At 65.8% G+C, this 15,743-nt stretch carries 11 protein-coding genes; 4 read left to right on the forward strand and 7 right to left on the reverse strand.

Translation table 11 applies throughout. From position 1 onward, the window contains the following. Positions 1 to 158 precede the first annotated feature (158 nt). The 3 genes from ACPDIT_RS04075 to ACPDIT_RS04085 are packed head-to-tail and all read left to right on the forward strand — an operon-like array spanning position 159 to position 5,817. Positions 159 to 2,156: an ATP-binding protein gene (locus tag ACPDIT_RS04075; RefSeq protein ID WP_423441792.1), complete on the forward strand. Its 1,998-nt coding sequence runs from the start codon at positions 159 to 161 to the stop codon at positions 2,154 to 2,156. 4 nt (positions 2,157 to 2,160) lie between these two features. Next, complete coding sequence (locus ACPDIT_RS04080) at positions 2,161 to 3,450, forward strand: HD domain-containing phosphohydrolase (RefSeq protein ID WP_423441794.1); 1,290 nt, start codon at positions 2,161 to 2,163, stop codon at positions 3,448 to 3,450. Between the two features lie 30 nt (positions 3,451 to 3,480). After that, positions 3,481 to 5,817 carry a PAS domain S-box protein gene (locus tag ACPDIT_RS04085; protein ID WP_423441796.1) on the forward strand — a complete coding sequence of 779 codons (2,337 nt, stop codon included), beginning with the start codon at positions 3,481 to 3,483 and terminating at the stop codon, positions 5,815 to 5,817. A gap of 83 nt (positions 5,818 to 5,900) precedes the next feature. Here the strand turns inward: ACPDIT_RS04085 and nuoB are convergent, their stop codons facing one another. From nuoB to ACPDIT_RS04120, 7 genes are all read right to left on the reverse strand, one after another. After that, positions 5,901 to 6,701: an NADH-quinone oxidoreductase subunit NuoB gene (gene nuoB / locus ACPDIT_RS04090; RefSeq protein WP_423441798.1), complete on the reverse strand. Its 801-nt coding sequence runs from the start codon at positions 6,699 to 6,701 to the stop codon at positions 5,901 to 5,903. A gap of 2 nt (positions 6,702 to 6,703) precedes the next feature. Further along, on the reverse strand, positions 6,704 to 8,185 hold the full coding sequence (locus ACPDIT_RS04095) for an NADH-quinone oxidoreductase subunit C (RefSeq protein ID WP_423441800.1): 1,482 nt from the start codon (positions 8,183 to 8,185) through the stop codon (positions 6,704 to 6,706). Position 8,186: 1 nt separating this feature from the next. After that, a complete protein-coding gene (locus ACPDIT_RS04100; protein WP_423441802.1) occupies positions 8,187 to 9,623 on the reverse strand; it encodes a complex I subunit 5 family protein in 1,437 nt (478 codons plus the stop codon). Next, on the reverse strand, positions 9,620 to 10,261 hold the full coding sequence (locus ACPDIT_RS04105) for a hydrogenase (RefSeq protein WP_423441804.1): 642 nt from the start codon (positions 10,259 to 10,261) through the stop codon (positions 9,620 to 9,622). Before ACPDIT_RS04105 ends, ACPDIT_RS04100 begins: the two co-directional genes overlap by 4 nt. Beyond that, on the reverse strand, positions 10,258 to 11,169 hold the full coding sequence (locus tag ACPDIT_RS04110; protein WP_423441806.1) for a respiratory chain complex I subunit 1 family protein: 912 nt from the start codon (positions 11,167 to 11,169) through the stop codon (positions 10,258 to 10,260). The genes ACPDIT_RS04105 and ACPDIT_RS04110 overlap by 4 nt, the downstream gene beginning before the upstream one ends. A gap of 105 nt (positions 11,170 to 11,274) precedes the next feature. Next, entirely contained in the window at positions 11,275 to 11,973 is a 699-nt protein-coding gene (locus tag ACPDIT_RS04115; RefSeq protein WP_423441808.1) for an excisionase family DNA-binding protein, read from the reverse strand. After that, the gene (locus ACPDIT_RS04120) at positions 11,964 to 13,940 is read right to left on the reverse strand and encodes a proton-conducting transporter membrane subunit (protein ID WP_423441810.1); all 1,977 of its coding nucleotides are present in this window, start codon (positions 13,938 to 13,940) and stop codon (positions 11,964 to 11,966) included. The genes ACPDIT_RS04115 and ACPDIT_RS04120 overlap by 10 nt, the downstream gene beginning before the upstream one ends. Positions 13,941 to 14,586: 646 nt before the next feature. Here ACPDIT_RS04120 and ACPDIT_RS04125 point away from each other — a divergent pair. Next, complete coding sequence (locus ACPDIT_RS04125) at positions 14,587 to 15,390, forward strand: redoxin domain-containing protein (RefSeq protein ID WP_423441812.1); 804 nt, start codon at positions 14,587 to 14,589, stop codon at positions 15,388 to 15,390. The last annotated feature ends 353 nt before the right edge of the window (positions 15,391 to 15,743 follow it).

Here is a 15,743-nt window from a genome sequence, read left to right on the forward strand (position 1 = left end):
AGTTTGCACCGGCGCAAGCCGTGAGACCGCGGCGGCCCATGCGGGCCCAATGGGGCCTGCGCACCCGCGGCTCCGGATCGAGGCGCAGAACTCGCTTTCGCGGTCGTGACCGGCACCTGCGGCGAGGCCGGACAACCTCCGCGGACCAAAGCCAGTGTATGAAGCAGGCGGTCAGCGGCAGACAGCGGCAACCAGGACACTCCGACCCCGGCTCGGAGTTCAATGCACGCCCAACACTGGCGGGCACCAACCTTCCATCCCTGCTGGACAACGGACTGGTCGTCCTGGATGCCAACGGACGCATCCAGAGCGCCAATGACAGTCTGGCCCTCTGGCTGGGCATCCCGCCCCGGGACCTGCCCGGCTGCTCCCTGCCCTCGCTGCTGGGCCGACGCCACCGCGCCTGGGAGGGCGCATTCTCCGACTTTCTCCAAACGGCCGCCGACTTCGATCGCATCGAGCTGTTTGCCGAAGATCCGCCCGGACCGGAACGCCTGGTGGTGGACGTCTGTCGCCACGGGCCGGACTGGTTCGTCCGCCTCGAATCCGCCCTGCCTCCCGCCCGAGAATGGGAAAGCCTTTTCCCCCCGGAACGCTGGGGGCGCGTGGCCGCGCATCAGGCCTATCAACGACTGCTGCGGGCCGAAGCCCAACTGGAAAACCTCAATCTGCGGTGGCCCGGGATCCTGTTCAGTCAGCGCCCCGATTTCAGCTTCAGCTACATCAGCCCCCGCGTCGAGGAACTCACCGGCGTGCCCGCCCGCGAATGGCGACGCAGCTCCGACTATTTCTGGCGCGTCGTGCACGAAGCCGACGCGGAGATGCTGCTCCACCGCCTCCGCCGCGCCGACTGGCCCGAACAAGGGGGTGTCCTCACCTACCGCATCCGCCATCTCCACACCGGTCGCGTCAGTTACCTCTGGGAATACCGCCAACCTCTCCGCACCTCCGGCGGGCTCCTGTTGGGCTATGAAGGTCTCTGGCTGGACATCACCCGGCAAACCGTGGCCGAACGCCGCCTGCTCACGATGTCCTGGAAGGAAACCCTCGGCACCCTCACGCTCGGCCTGGCCCACGACTTCTGCAACATCATGACCGGCATCATCTCGCTGAGCGAAACCTACCAGGCCGAACTGGAAGCCAACAGCCGCCTGCGCGAAGGTCTGGAACTCATCCGCACCACCGCCATGGAGGCCAGCCAACTGGCCCATCGCTTCCGCCAGTTGCACCAGGGCATGCCCGGCGAAAAGAACTTCCACGACCTGAATGAAATCGTTCGCTCCATGGCCGAGATCCTCCGCAAGGTGCTGCCGCGGCGCGTGAAGGTGGTCGTGGAGCTGGCAGCCGGCCAGTGCCCTGTTTATCTGGATGCCGTCGAACTGCGCCAGGTGCTGGTCAACCTCGCCCTCAACGCCGCCGAGGCCATGCCCAACGGAGGGCAACTGACCTTTCGCACCTCCATCCACCACGAGCTGCCGCCCATGACACCCCTGCAGGGGCAGTGGCCGCGACTGCCGCTCATTGGCCTGGCCGTCCAGGACACGGGCATGGGAATTCCCAGCCGCCTGCTCCACACCATCTTCGATCCCTTTTTCACCACCAAGCCTTTGGGCAAAGGTTCCGGCCTGGGCCTTTACAACACCCGGCTGTTCGCCGAGCGCCACGGCGCCGCCATCTCCGTCGAAACCGCCGAAAACCAGGGCACCACCTTCCATCTCTGGTTCCCGCAGGCCGAGCTGGACGCGCAGCCCCAATCCTCCGCGCCCTCCTCCTCTCCCCTGCGCGGTGTCCGTCACACCCTCCTCGTCCTCGGCCCACCCGGTACCGCCCTGGATCAACTGGTCGCCCGCCTCCGCGAAACCGGTCTCTACGTCGCGCCGGCCCACTCCGAATCGGAGGCGCTGGAACTCCTCCATTCCCCCTATTTCCAGTTCACCGGGTTGATGGTCCTCTGCACCGAGGGCGGGCGGCCACATGGTCAGTTGCTGGACCGCGTCCGCGCCGAGAAGCTGCCTCTGAAAACCTTTTTCCTGACCGCCTGCAACCAGGACGAGCTGGACACCGCCCTGCTGGAACGAGTGGACCTGGTGTTGCCAGCCGATCTGCCCGCTGCCGAGTGGCAGCAGCGACTCCGTTCCGTTCTGGATGCCCCTTGAACCCATGAACCCCGTTGCCGAGCCCAAACTCGAATCCGAAACCACCCCGCCCCCGATCCTGGTCGTGGACGACGAGGAAATCGTCCTGGCCGCCCTGCGCGAAACCCTCCGGCGCACCCCCTACGACGTCGTCACCGAGGCCGACCCTCTGGCCGCGCTCGAACTCCTCAAGCAACAAGAGTTCTCCGTCATCATCACCGACCAGAGCATGCCCGGCCTGTCCGGGCTCGAACTGCTTGCCCGGGCCCGCCAACTCCAGCCCTTTGCCACCCGCATCCTCATCACCGCCGTCCTCAGTCTCGACACCGTCATCGAAGCCATCAACAAGGGCGAAATCTACCGTTTCATCGTCAAACCGTGGCTCCGCGAAGAATTCCTGGCCACCGTCAAAAACGCGGTCCAACGCTACGAACTGATCTGCCAGAACGCCCACCTCCAGGCCGCCACCCAGGCGATGAACGAACAGCTCGTCGAGCTGAACCGTTCCCTCGAACAACAGGTCAAACTGGTCGCGCAGCAAAACGAACAGCTGGCCCAAATGAACGCCGCCCTCGAGCGCAACCTCATGCGTTCGCTGGAGCTCTGCGTTCACACCATGCAAACCTTCTACCCCTCCCTGGGCAGCCAGGCGCGACGCGTCGCCACCCTTTGCAAGGCCATGGCCCAGATCGCCCAGCTCTCGCCCCAGGACCGCCGCGTCCTTGAAAGCAGCGCACTGCTCCATGACATCGGCCTGGTGGGCGTGCCCCGCCAGATCATCCGACGCTGGCAGGACGATCCCCACTCCCTCAACCCCGCGGAAAAAGCCCTGATCGAGCAACATCCCATCCTCGGCCAGGAACTGGCCGGGTTCACCAGCGATCTCGACCAGGTGGGACAAATCATCCGTGCTCATCACGAACGCTACGACGGCAGTGGCTACCCCGACCAACTGGTGGGAGAAAACATTCCCTGGCTGGCACGGCTCCTGGCCGTCGCCGTCGCCTACGCCTCCAGCCCCCTGCCGCCCACCGACGCCACCGAACGCATCAAACAGGAAGCCGGCACCGCGTTCGACCCCGAGGCGGTCCGCATCTTCCTCCAGGCCCTGCAAACCGTCGAACTGCCCCGCCGGGAACGCGAAGTTTCCTTGTCGGAGCTCCGACCCGGCATGGTCCTCGCGCGGGGCGTTTACACCGCCAACGGCCTGCTCCTGATCCCTGAAGGCCAACGGCTCAACGCCACCTTCATCGAAAAGCTCCTTAACCATCACCGGATCCAGCCGATAACCCAATCGCTGGTGGTCTACTGCTGATCAGGCCACCGGCGCACGGGATTGCATCGCATGTTGCACCGGTCGGATCCATGCCCAAGACCGGCCCCCGAGGTGGTCTGCCGTTGGTGGCAGGCCGCCTTCGAGGCCGCCGAACATGCCCAGGTGGTGTGCCACCGCGACGGTCGAGTCCTGCAATTCAACCGCCGCGCCGCACAACATTTCCACTGGAACGGCGGTGCCACGGCCGATTCGCCCCCCCTCCAAATCCTCCAGTGGCTGGCCCCGCCCGCAGACCAAAAACTCAAACTGCTGCTGCAACGTCAGCCCGCCCGGCCCGACATCCTCCACTCCGTCATCACGCTGCGGGAAGGCGCGCCCCACCTGCCCGTCGACGTGGAAATCATTCCCCTCGGCGAGGACCCCTTCCTCCTCATCTTCAAAGACGTCAGCCGGCGCCTCCGCCTCGAGGCCCACATCCAACGCCTGATCACCGCCATCGACGCCACCCCGGATGTCTTCTTTCTCGCCGATGCGGACCTCCGCATTACCTATGTCAACCCGGCCTTCCAAACCACCACCGGCTACAGCATGGAAGAGGTCCTGGGCCGACCGGATGCGTTCCTGCGCGCCCCCTTCGAACAGGAAAAAGTTCAGGCCTACCTCGACACCGTCACCCAGGGCCGGGAGTGGATCGGCGAACTGGTCAACGTCCGCCGCGACGGCACCCCCTACCACGTCGAGGCCACCATCTCGCCCATCTCCGACATGGCCGGCCGGTTCATGGGCTATGTGGCCTGCGAACGGGACATCACCGTCCGCATCCAGCTCCAAGAACAACTCCGCGTCCAGCGCGACTTCATCCACAGCATCCTCCAATCCCTCGACGGCGCCATCTACAGCCTCGATTGCGACTTCCGGCTCACCCACGCCAATGACGGGTGGCGTCACCTGCCACCCGAACACGGCGGCCTGCGCATCGACGTGCCCCCGCTCCTCGGCCGCAACCTCCTCGATTACGTGCCCGACCCAGGCCGGCGCGCCGAACTCGAACGCGTCTTCCGCGAAGTCCTCCAAACGGGTCGGCCCGCCGACAACCGCTATCAAAGCCCCGACGGACGCCACTGGCTGGTGAAGGTCTCCCCCTGGATCGACGGCTCCCAGGTCCGCGGCCTCATCTGCAACATCACCGATCAAACCCACTACCACGAACTCCAGCAGCAACTCTTCCAGGCCCAAAAAATGGAAATCATCGGCACGCTGGCCGCCGGCGTTGCCCACGACTTCAACAACCTCCTCCAAGCCATCCGCGGCAACTGCGGCCTGCTCCTGCGCGAAACCCAGGCCGACAGCCGACTCCGCCGCGAGATCGAACAAATCGACCTGGCCGCCGCCCGTGCCGCCGACATCACCCAGCAGCTCCTCTCCTTCAGCCGGGAAACCCCCGACAACTGCGCCGTCCTCGACCTCAACCAGCTGCTCCAGGAAGCCCTTGTGCTGGCCCGCCGGACCCTCCGCGGCAATGTCACCCTCCAAACCTTGACCAGCCCGGATCCGCTGCCCGTGCGCATCGACTCCACCCGTGCCAGCCAGGCCATCCTCAACCTCTGCGTCAACGCCCAGGATGCCATGCCCAACGGCGGCACCATCACCCTCGAAACCGCCCGCGTCGAACTCGCTCCGGAACAGGCCCAACGCCATCATCTCCACCCCGGCACCCTCTTCGCCCGTTGTACCGTGCGCGACACCGGCACCGGCATCCCGCCGGACCTCCTGCCCCGCATCTTCGAGCCCTTCTTCACCACCAAGGCCCGCGGCAAGGGCACCGGCCTGGGCCTGCCCATCGTCCAACGCATCACCGAAGAAGCCGGCGGCTTCATCGAGGTGGAAAGCACCCTCGGCCAGGGAAGCGCTTTCCATCTCTATCTGCCCCTGTCTTCCGAAGCCCCGGCCCCCCTGCCGGAACGCTCCGTGGCGCCCCTGGTCCAGGGCCGTGGCCGTGTCCTGGTGGTGGACGACCTGGACCTTCTGCGCGATTTCACCCGCAGCTTCCTGGAGGCCGCCGGCTTGGAAGTCCTGGTGGCCGAAGGCGGCCCCGAAGCCCTGCGCATCCTCGAAACCGCCAACCCGCCGGTGGATCTGCTGTTTACCGACTACAGCATGCCCGGCATGAACGGCCTCGAACTCATCGAAGCCGTCGCCCAACGCTGGCCCCACGTTCGCCTGGTGCTGGCGTCAGGGTACCTGGACGGACCCTTGCGCGCTCGCCTGGCCCAACTCAACGTCAGCGTCCTGGCCAAACCCTACGACATGCGGGACGCCTCCGAACTCATCACCCGCAAGCTCGCCGAGCCCCCCAGAGCCGACGGCGAAGCACCCGCCCACGTCCGCGCCCCGGCTCCCTCGTAATCCACCCCACCTTGCCGGGCGCGCCCGATTCTTCCGATCCACGCCCCCTGGCCCGCACCCGGGCTCTTCTTCCCCTCCGGCCCTCACGCGCCCCGCCGGCACCTTTCCTCCAGCCGCCCCACCAGCCGCAACAAACCGTCCAGAATCGTCAGGGGATGAGGCGGACAGCCCGGAATGTACAGATCCACCGGCACGACCCGATCCGCGCCATCGCACACCTCTGCGTGCCCTCGAAACGGCCCCCCGGCAATGGCACAGGCCCCCACCGCGATCACCATCCGGGGTTCCGGAACCGCCTCGTAAGTCTTGCGCAGCGCCAGCTCCATGTTCCGGCTCACGGGACCCGTGATGAGCAGACCGTCGGCATGCCTCGGGGAGGCCACAAACTGAATCCCAAACCGGCCCAAATCCCAGCCGATCGTGCCGAGCACATTGGTGTCTGCCTCGCAAGCATTGCAACCGCCGGCGCTCACCTGGCGCAACCGCAACGACCGCCCCAACAGACGCCTCAACTTTTCGTCCAGCGCCGTGGCCAGGCGCAGCTCCTCCCGACCCGGCGCCCCCAGCCAAAGATCCTCCCGCCGGCGCACGGCCATCCGGAAATCGCCGGTCGGTGCAACCGCCTTCGTCGGGCACACCTCGACGCACTGCCAGCAAAAAATACACTTCCCCAGATCGAGTCCCACGCGCCCGCCATCGCGGGTCACAAGGGCTTCCGTGGGACAAACCGAAAGGCATTCGCGACAGCGCTCGGCACATCGGGCAGGGTCCAGTCGCAGTGCGCCCTGGTAACGATCCGGCAACGCCGGCGCAGGTCCGTCCGGATAAGGAATCGTCTCGCACCCGCGTCGCCACCGATGAAGGATGGTTTCCAACGTAAACACACTCAAAGATCAAAACCGCAATACGACAGGTTGAAACTCTTGTTGCAGAGCGGAAAGTCCGAGATGGCCTGTCCCCGCATCGCCATGGCCAATCCCGTCCAGTTGTGAAACGAGGGATCCACGATCTTGTACCGCCGAAAACGACCATCCGGCCCCGTCACCGCCACATGACAAATCTCGCCGCGCCAGCCCTCCACCAGGGCCACCGCCACCGCGTCCGGTCCCGGAGGCCCCACCTCCGTCTTCAGCTCTCCCTCCGGGCCCGCTTCCAACTGCTGCAACAACAACGCCCCGGAACGCTGAATCTCCAGGTCCCGAATCTTGGCCCGACCATACACATCGCCATCCGGCCAGACCGCCACCGGCAGTTGCGCAAAGCGATACCATCCGGCCGGGTGATCGAATCGGACATCACGCACCAACCCCGAAGCCCGCGCCGCCACTCCCACCAGGCCCAGCGAGCGCGCCTGCGTCAACTCCAGCCGACCGGTCCCCTGGAACCTCGCGCGCACCGAGTTTGCCTCCCACAACCAGCCCACCACCTCCGCCACCTCCTCCAGCACGCCCGCCAACTTCTTCCTCAACGCTGCCGATCGCTCCGGTTCCAGATCCCAACGACATCCACCCGGCCGTACCAGTCCGCGCCCGAACCGATTCCCGCAAATCAAGGCCGTCAGATTCAGAAACTCCCCCCGAAGTCGACCACAGGCGGCTGCGGTCGGCAGAAACGCCACATCCCCCGCCAACGCCCCCAGGTCACCGGTATGATTGGCCAGTCGTTCCAGCTCCAGTGCCACCGCACGCAACCACTGGGCCCGCAACGGCGCCTCCACCCCCGAAAGCGCCTCCCTCACCATCGCATACGCGGTGGCATGTCCCACGGTCGTGTCCCCCGCCACCGTCTCCATCTGCCATAGCGTCCTGCCGTGCGGCCCACCGACCTGGGCCTCCTCCACGCCCCGATACTGATAGCCCAGCGCAATCTCCAAATGCAGCACTTCCTCACCAAAGCACTGAAACCGAAAATGCCCGGGCTCGATGATGCCTGCATGCACCGGGCCCACCCCCACCTCATGAACCTCGGCACCCTCCACTTGGAAAAACGTCCCCTGCAGCGGAGCCCCCGGCCCCATGCGCCGCACCGATTTCAACCAGGGATGCCCCGCGGGCTCCACTCCGAATTGCTCCCACAACTCCCGCTCGAACAAGTGCGCCTGCGGATGCCGCACGGTCAAACAGGGATAGGCTCCGCGGAACGGAGAGCTCCAGGCCACCCCCAGGACACCATCGGCGTCATACGCCAGCACCGCCACCACCCGGGTCTTCGGACCCTCCGCCACTCCGAACCACGCACACAACCGTGCCCCGCGGTCCAGCTCCTTCGCAGTCGCCTCCACCAAATCCGTCATTCCGCACTCCGGCACGCACGACAGTGCCGTGGCGGTCCCGTTCACCATCCATGCAAAAGGACTTGATCCCTTCATCTCAACGGTGGAACTGGTTGACCGCTGCAGTCCATGCCTCCTGCAAAACGTCCGGCGTCGCCACGCCCAGCCACAACGACAATCCCAGCAACACCAGGCAGGGCCAAATCACCCCCGGTGTTTCCGGGTATCGGCGCGCCACCTCGCGCGAACGAAGCCGGGGCCGGCCGTCCCACACCGCCAACGTCACCCGCGTCAACCCCAGGAACGCCAGCAGCAGCCCCCCCAACAACACCCCCGCCGCAAGACCGTGCCCCTCCTCCAACATCGCTCGCAGGACCCGCAGCTCACTGAAGAACGGAGCAAAGGGTGGAAAGGCCGTGACCGCCAGCAAGCCCGCCACAAAAATCCCCCCGGACATCGGCGTCACCATCGACAAACCGGCCACTTCATCCATGGTCCGCCCGCCGCCGGCCCGGCGCAAATTCCCCCCGCTCAAAAACAGGGCTCCCTTGCTCAGGCTGTTCGCCCACACATGAAACAACGCCGCCCACAGCCCGGCCCGACCCATGGCCGCCCCGACACTCAGAATCCCCATGTGCTCCACACTCGAATAGGCCAGCATTCGCTTGAAATCCCGCGTACCCAGCAGCATCAGCGCGGCCACCCCCAGGGAAAACAGCCCCAGCACCGCGAGGCTGCGGTCGGCCACCGCACCAGCCCCCGCTGCCTCTACCACGGCCCGCACCCGCAGAATTGCGGCAAACGCCACGGTTGTCACCGCCCCGGCCAACAGAGCCCCCACCACCCCGGGTGCTTCACCGTAGGCATCGGGCTTCCATGTGTGCATGGGGGCCAGTCCCATCTTCGTTCCGTAACCTGCCAGGATCAACACCCATGCCGCCAACAGCCAGGGCCTCGACAGTTGCGCCGCTTCCGCCGTAAGCCCGTCAAAGGTCAGATCCCCGCGCCCCGCGCCGTGCAGAGAGGCATAGCCCAGACAAAAGGAGCCCAACAACGACAGGGCAATCCCCGTACCACCAACCAGGAGATACTTCCACGTGGCTTCGAAGGCCCGGGGCGTGCCGTTGAAATGCAACAGGGGCACCGCGGCAAGGGTCACCGCCTCCGTGGTAATCCACAAAAGCCCCAAATGCCGCGCCTGATGCCCCGCACTCACCAAAGCGAGCACGGCCAGCAACGATGCCACAAACACGCGGTTCGGCCGCTCCTGGCGCAACCTCAGATACGTCACCGCGTACCACGAACACAACAGGAACAGGAGGGACACCACCGGCAGCATCGCCCGCGCCAATGCATCAAAGCCCCACCACCCGCCTGGCGACACCTCCGGCGGCGCACAAAGCAACCACAGCGCCACTGCCGTGTGCAGCCCCCCGGCCGCCGGCAACCACCACGAGCGTGTCCGCTCGTGCGGCCAGACCGCCGCACCCATCGCCGCCACCAGCGGAACCAGCACCAAAAGCCGCTCTCTCATTCTCGCAACACCGTCAGCTTGCGCGTGTCCAGCGAATCAAAAGCCCGCTGAATCCGGTCCACCACAATGCCCAGGATGAACACCCCCACCGTGACATCCAGTAAGATGCCCGCCTCCACCAGCAGGGGCATCGACCGAATCAACAGCAGCCCAAACAGGTAAATGCCGTTTTCCAGGATCAAATAGCCGCACACTTGCGCCATGGCTTTGGACCGCCCCATCAGCAACACCAATCCGGTGAACAGCGAGGCCAGCGATCCCGGCACCAACAAGCTGCCGTGGTGCTCCTCCAGGACCGGCATGGCACCGGCCAACACCAGCGCCGCCACCGTGCCGCCGGCCCCCAACAACAACGACGGCACAAATCCGAGAAACGGCTCCACCTCGCGATCCACATGAGCCGCACGCATCGCACGCCGCAACAGCAGCGGAATCACCCAACCCTTGACCACGACCGTTGCCAGTGCCACCGCGCTCAGCCGCCAATCCGCCCCCGGCTCCATCAACCAGGGCAGCGCCCCCAGCAGCGTTCCCTGCAGCGACACCACCGCGATCAGCGTGGGCAGGCGGCTCGTTCCCAGGGCCCACAGGTTGAGCCCCATCACCACCCCGATCAGCGCGTTCACCACCCCGCTCATGACACCCGGCCCCTCCACGCCACCAGCAATGCAAACACACACAACAAAAAGGCTGTGGTCAGCAACAACGGCACGCGGCGGAAGGCCGCCCGGGCCATGAACGACTCCACCAGGCCCACCCCCACTGCCACAACCAGCACGCCCCCTGCCAATGCCGCCAGGGCCGCCCCCCCTCGCAGCGTACCCAACGGCAGCACCGCCTCCACCAGCCACACGGAAAACATCATCAACTTCAGCGCCGCCCCGTGCAAAACCGCCGCAAGCAATGGCCCGCTATGATCCAACACCATCACCTCGTGAATCATCGTCAACTCCAGATGCGTGTTGGGATCGTCGAAGGGCACACGGCAGTTCTCCGCCAGCAACACGAAAAACATCCCCGCCGCCCACAACCCCGCGGCAGCGCCCGCGGCCGGCCACAACAGGGTCGCCAAACTCAGGCTCTGGCTCTGGATCACGAGGGTCAGCACGGCCGCCAACAAGGATGCCTCGGCCAGCACCGCAAAACTCACCTCCCGCGCCGCACCCATGCCCTCGAACGAAGAACCCGTTTCCAAGGCCCCCCACGCCAGGCAAAAGCGAGCCAGCGCCAGCAGACCCAACCACAGCACCACGTCCCCGGAAAAGCCGGTGCCGCTTCCCCACGGCCCCAGCGGCAACAGGAACGCCGCCAGCAGCAGCGCCACCCACGCCACCACGGTCACGCCCACAAAGCCGGGTGAGGCCGCCTCACTCAGCACCGATTCCTTGCGCCACAGACGCACCAGATCGTAATACAGTTGCAGCACCGGCGGACCACGACGGCCGGCAACCCAGGCCTTGACCTTGTTGATCACACCCGGCAGCAGCGGCGCCATCAGCACCCATACAGCCAGTCGTGCCAGCCACTCGAGGCTTCCTTCTCTCATCGGCTCCTTTCCCGGTCACCAGGTCTCGCGGCTACGGGCCGGACCACCCGCCGGACCCGCGAACCCGCTTGCCCGGCTCAATCCACAAAGTTTCTCGCTCTCCTTTCATGTCCCGGCTCCGACTTCTGGGCCGCCCCTGTCCACCTCCGCAGCAGCCGCCAACAGAGCTTCATCGCCCGCCCCGGCCAGCAGCGCCTGCCGAAACGGCCCACTGGCAACCGCCCGACTCAATCGCGCGAGCAAATCCAGATGGGCTCGCGGGGTCGGTGCCACGAAAAACAACATCCTTTGCACGGCGACACCATCCGGGGTCGGCCCCGCCGCCTCGAACCCCTCCTCCAGATGCAGCAGCGCCACCAACCCCGAGCCCGCGCCCAGGACCACCCGTTGACTCAGGTGCGGCAGCGCCATCCCGTTTCCCGCCGGAGCCCACGTGATCCCCCCAGCGGCCCGGAGCCGTGACTCCAACAAGCGTCTCACCGGGGCCGTGACGCCCGGCAACCGGTCCAGCACCCGCGCCAATACGTCCAGGACATCCCCCGGCTTTACGCCCCGCCACACCCCGCCCGCGCGCAACAACTCCGACAGGCTCCAACGACTCACCAACGGACCGTTTTCCGTCACCAAAAAGCCCGCCCGCGGCGCCAGCCCCCGTGCCGCCGCCCACTGCAGGACCTCGGCCCGGTCGAACAAAACCCGGTTCCCATCCCGCATGTGCGGCATGCGCTCATGACGAATCCAGTCCTCGATCACACCCTCGGAAACGCCCAGTGACTCCGCGATTTGAGGAAGCGTCAAAAACATGGCTGCCAACCCTGCCTGGCAATACCCCAGACCAGCAGACCCAGCCCCAGCAGTCCGGCCACCAAATACCCCACATAGGCCTGCACCCGGCCATGCTGCAGCTGCCGCAGGGCCAGGGCGGCCCGCAATACCAGCCGGCCAATCGGTTCCACCACGAACTCCAGTACCGTCTCCGGCGTATGTGTTTCCCACCTGGCCCGGCGCGGAAACGGTCCCTCCGGTCGCTGCTCCACCCGTCGAGGCCGCAAGATCCATGCGAACCACTGCGTCAGGATCGCTGCAAACGAACCCGCCGTGTACTGCATCCGCGGCGTGGGGAGAGCATAACCACAATCCCAGGTGACCGCCCGCCTGATCCCGTGGCGGTGCATCCGCCACGCCAGCAGCCCGGCCCCCAAACCGCTCAACACCACCAACGCCACATGCATTCGCCCCACGGCGGCCAGCGATGCCGGAGCCCCGTCTCCTGTCCATCCGGGCTGCCAAACCGCGACCGCCTCCGCCACTGCACCCCAAAACACCGTGGGCATCAACCCCACCGCCACACAGGCCGCCGCCAACACCAGCATGGCCCCCCGCATCCAACCCCCACACTCGTGTGCCCCGGCCGCCAACGGCGATCGCGGCGATCCCAAAAACACCACCCCGCAAACCTTGACGAAGCAGGCCACGGCCATCGCCCCCGTCATGCCCAACAAGATCACCGAAGGAATGGCCAGCCAGCTCACGGCCCCGCGTGTCAGCGCTGCCTCCATCAGCCCGGAAAACAAAAGCCACTCGCTCACAAACCCGTTCAGGGGCGGTAACGCCGAAATCGCGGCCGCCCCCAGGCCAAACAACCCCGCGGTCCACGGCATGCGACGCCACAACCCACCCAACCGGCTCATCTCCCGCGTGCCGGTCGCGTGGGCGACCGAGCCGGCCCCCAAAAACAACAGCGACTTGAAAAGGCCATGATTCCATACGTGCAGCAGCGCGCCGGCCAGAGCCAACCGGCCCCAGAACGCTTCTCCCTGTCCCGCCGCCACCATGCCAATGCCCAACCCCAACAGAATGATCCCGATGTTTTCCACGCTGTGATAAGCCAGGAGACGCTTCAAATCATGCTGCCCCAGCGCAAACGCCACGCCCAACACCGCACTGACCGCCCCCAACACGGCCACCACCCAGCCGGCAGACTCCGGGACCGGCAGCCACCCGCTGAACCGCGCCAGCCCGTAAACGCCAATCTTGAGCGTCACCCCCGACAACATCGCCGAGACATGACTCGGCGCGTTGGCATGAGCGGCCGGCAACCAGACATGAAGCGGAAACACACCCGCCTTCACCCCAAAACCCACCAGCGCCAGCCAAAACAAGGGCGCCAACTCCACGCGCTCCCGCACAGGGCCCAGCTCCCAACTGCCCGTCCGCGCCGCCCACAACCCGAAAAACGCAAACAAACAAACCGTCGCCAGATGGGAAGCCGCCAAATACAACCAGCCCGCCTCACGAACCGCCGGCGACCGCCGATCCAGTGTCACAAGGAAGTAGCCCGCAATCGCAAACAACTCCCATGCCATCAAAAAATGCAGGCCGTTCGCCACCAAAAGCACCAACCCCAAACCCAACAACAGCACACACCACCAAACCCGCCCCGCCGGGGCCGACCGGGGATGCTCCCGGTCGGTCCAGTACTGCCGGGCGTACAAGGTCCCCACACCCCCCACCACACTCAGCAGTGCCAGAAACAACGCACTGAGCGCGTCCAGCTGCAGATGCACAACCTGGCCGCCCACCGCAACGGCCCACTCCCACTCCCAAACTTGCCCCGTAACAAGAGTGCAAACCGACGCGCCGAGTGCGCACAGCGCACCCGCCAGGACCGAACCCAGCCAACACCTCGGCGCCCGGACACCGGTGGCCATCCCCACCAGCAACCCGAGCCCGGCGATTCCGAGCAAAAAAGTGCTCACATTAGCGCTCATGCCAAGCCCCACCGGCCCATGGCAACAAAAAAGATGCGACAGGCACACCCCGGAGGGCACGCCGCATGACGTCTGGCTTCAGCCCGTTTGTCCCTTTGCCCATTGACCGCGCCCAGGACCCGGTCCAGCCAGGGCTGGCGAAACACCCCGGATTCGGAAAAGAACTCCGCTGAACTCCAGGATCACCAGGAAACGCTCGATCGGCCCGGTTTTCACCAGGTTTCGATCCTGGAACGCACGGTCCCTGCCCGTCGGAAACGCACGCACGCGGCTTCGATCCCGGCCACGAACTTCCACGTCTTCACAGGCTGAGGTGCTGTCGCGGCCTCAGGTTCGTCTCCAGCCTTTCTGCCCCCGGCCGCTGCGCCGCAGAGCTCCCTGCCGGGTCAGGTCCATCCCCGGATCCCTGGCATCTCGGCCGCCGGAGAAATGAGCGGCGGATCGCGTCTCCCGTGAGAAGGCCACTGGTCACCTCGCCGGACCGCGGAACACCCACCCGCACGGTTTCATCCAAGCCGGTTGGCATCTGCGTTTGCCTTCCCGGCTGACGCGGCCGGCTCCGGGGGTGGTTGGGGCTGGCGAAAGAGCCGTAAATCGATTACGCTTCGGATTGCGCACGCAAACCTGCAACATTCCCTTTTGAACCATGAATCCGAACAGTGAACTCACTGTCCCTCCCGCCTCCCCACCTGCGGAGCATGGCGTCGGACTTGCCGTAGCCACGTTGGTTTTGGGGATTCTTGCCCTCTGCACCAGCCCCATCCTTGTGGGGGGCGTGTTCGGCCTGGCAGGGCTCATCACCGGTCTTCTCCAGTTGAGCCGGCGGCGTTCCGGGCGGGGCATGGCGCTGTCCGGCACCGTCCTTTCCGGCGTCGCCCTCCTGGCCAGCGTCGTCCTCGGCATCGCGTACTTCTCCTGGTTCGGTACCTTCTGGAATCGAATCGCTTCGCAAGCCGGTCCGGCCCGGACCGTGGAACCCGACTTCGAAGCCTGGCAGGGCGTCAAAGCTCCGGAGCTGACCGTCCAAACCCTGGAAGGCCGGCAAATCAAGCTTTCCGAGCTGCAGGGCCGCAGGGTCATCCTCGACTTCTGGGCCACATGGTGCCCGCCGTGCGTCCGAGAGATTCCGCACTTTGCCCGGCTCCACCGGGAAACCTCCCGGGACCAACTCGTGATCGTGGGCGTCAGTGACGAGGACGAAGACACCCTCCGCCGATTCGTCCAGAAACAGCAGGTCCCTTACACCGTGGGACGCGCCGCCGAACCCCTGGCCCCGCCATACAAGAACGTCACCGCCATTCCCACCACCTTCTTCATTGACCGCAAGGGCATCATTCAATCGGTGCTGGTGGGCTATCACAGTTATGAGGACCTGAGAAAACTGGCCCTCGCAGAGGACTGGCAGGGCGAACCCAACCCGCCGCCCAACGCCGAGGAACCCGACCGCTGAACGATTGCAGTCGCACCCGTGCGCCACGCCGGCGCCGCTGCCCGTTCCCCACGGCGACCGGCATGCTTCAGGAGCCGGCAGCGGCCACGATTTCGCACGTCACACCCTTTTGGGCCGTTGCGCCAGGGGCGAAGCCTGTCGATACGCTTTACCGGTCCCGAGTAGGAACCCGCCATTCTCCCAGCCGGGCCCTCTGCCAGGTCTCTGACGGCGCAGTCGAAGCCGGGCGAATCATCCGCAGGCCGATCGTCGCTGCGGGTTAATGAGGCGGCGGGCGGAGGAAACGCTTGGAGCTCGTTCCGGAAACCGCAGACAAGCAAGCCACCTCCCTCACCCTCGGACTCGCTCCCCGA

This window comes from Limisphaera sp. VF-2 (assembly GCF_049537125.1).
Classification (GTDB): Bacteria; Verrucomicrobiota; Verrucomicrobiia; order Limisphaerales; family Limisphaeraceae; genus Limisphaera.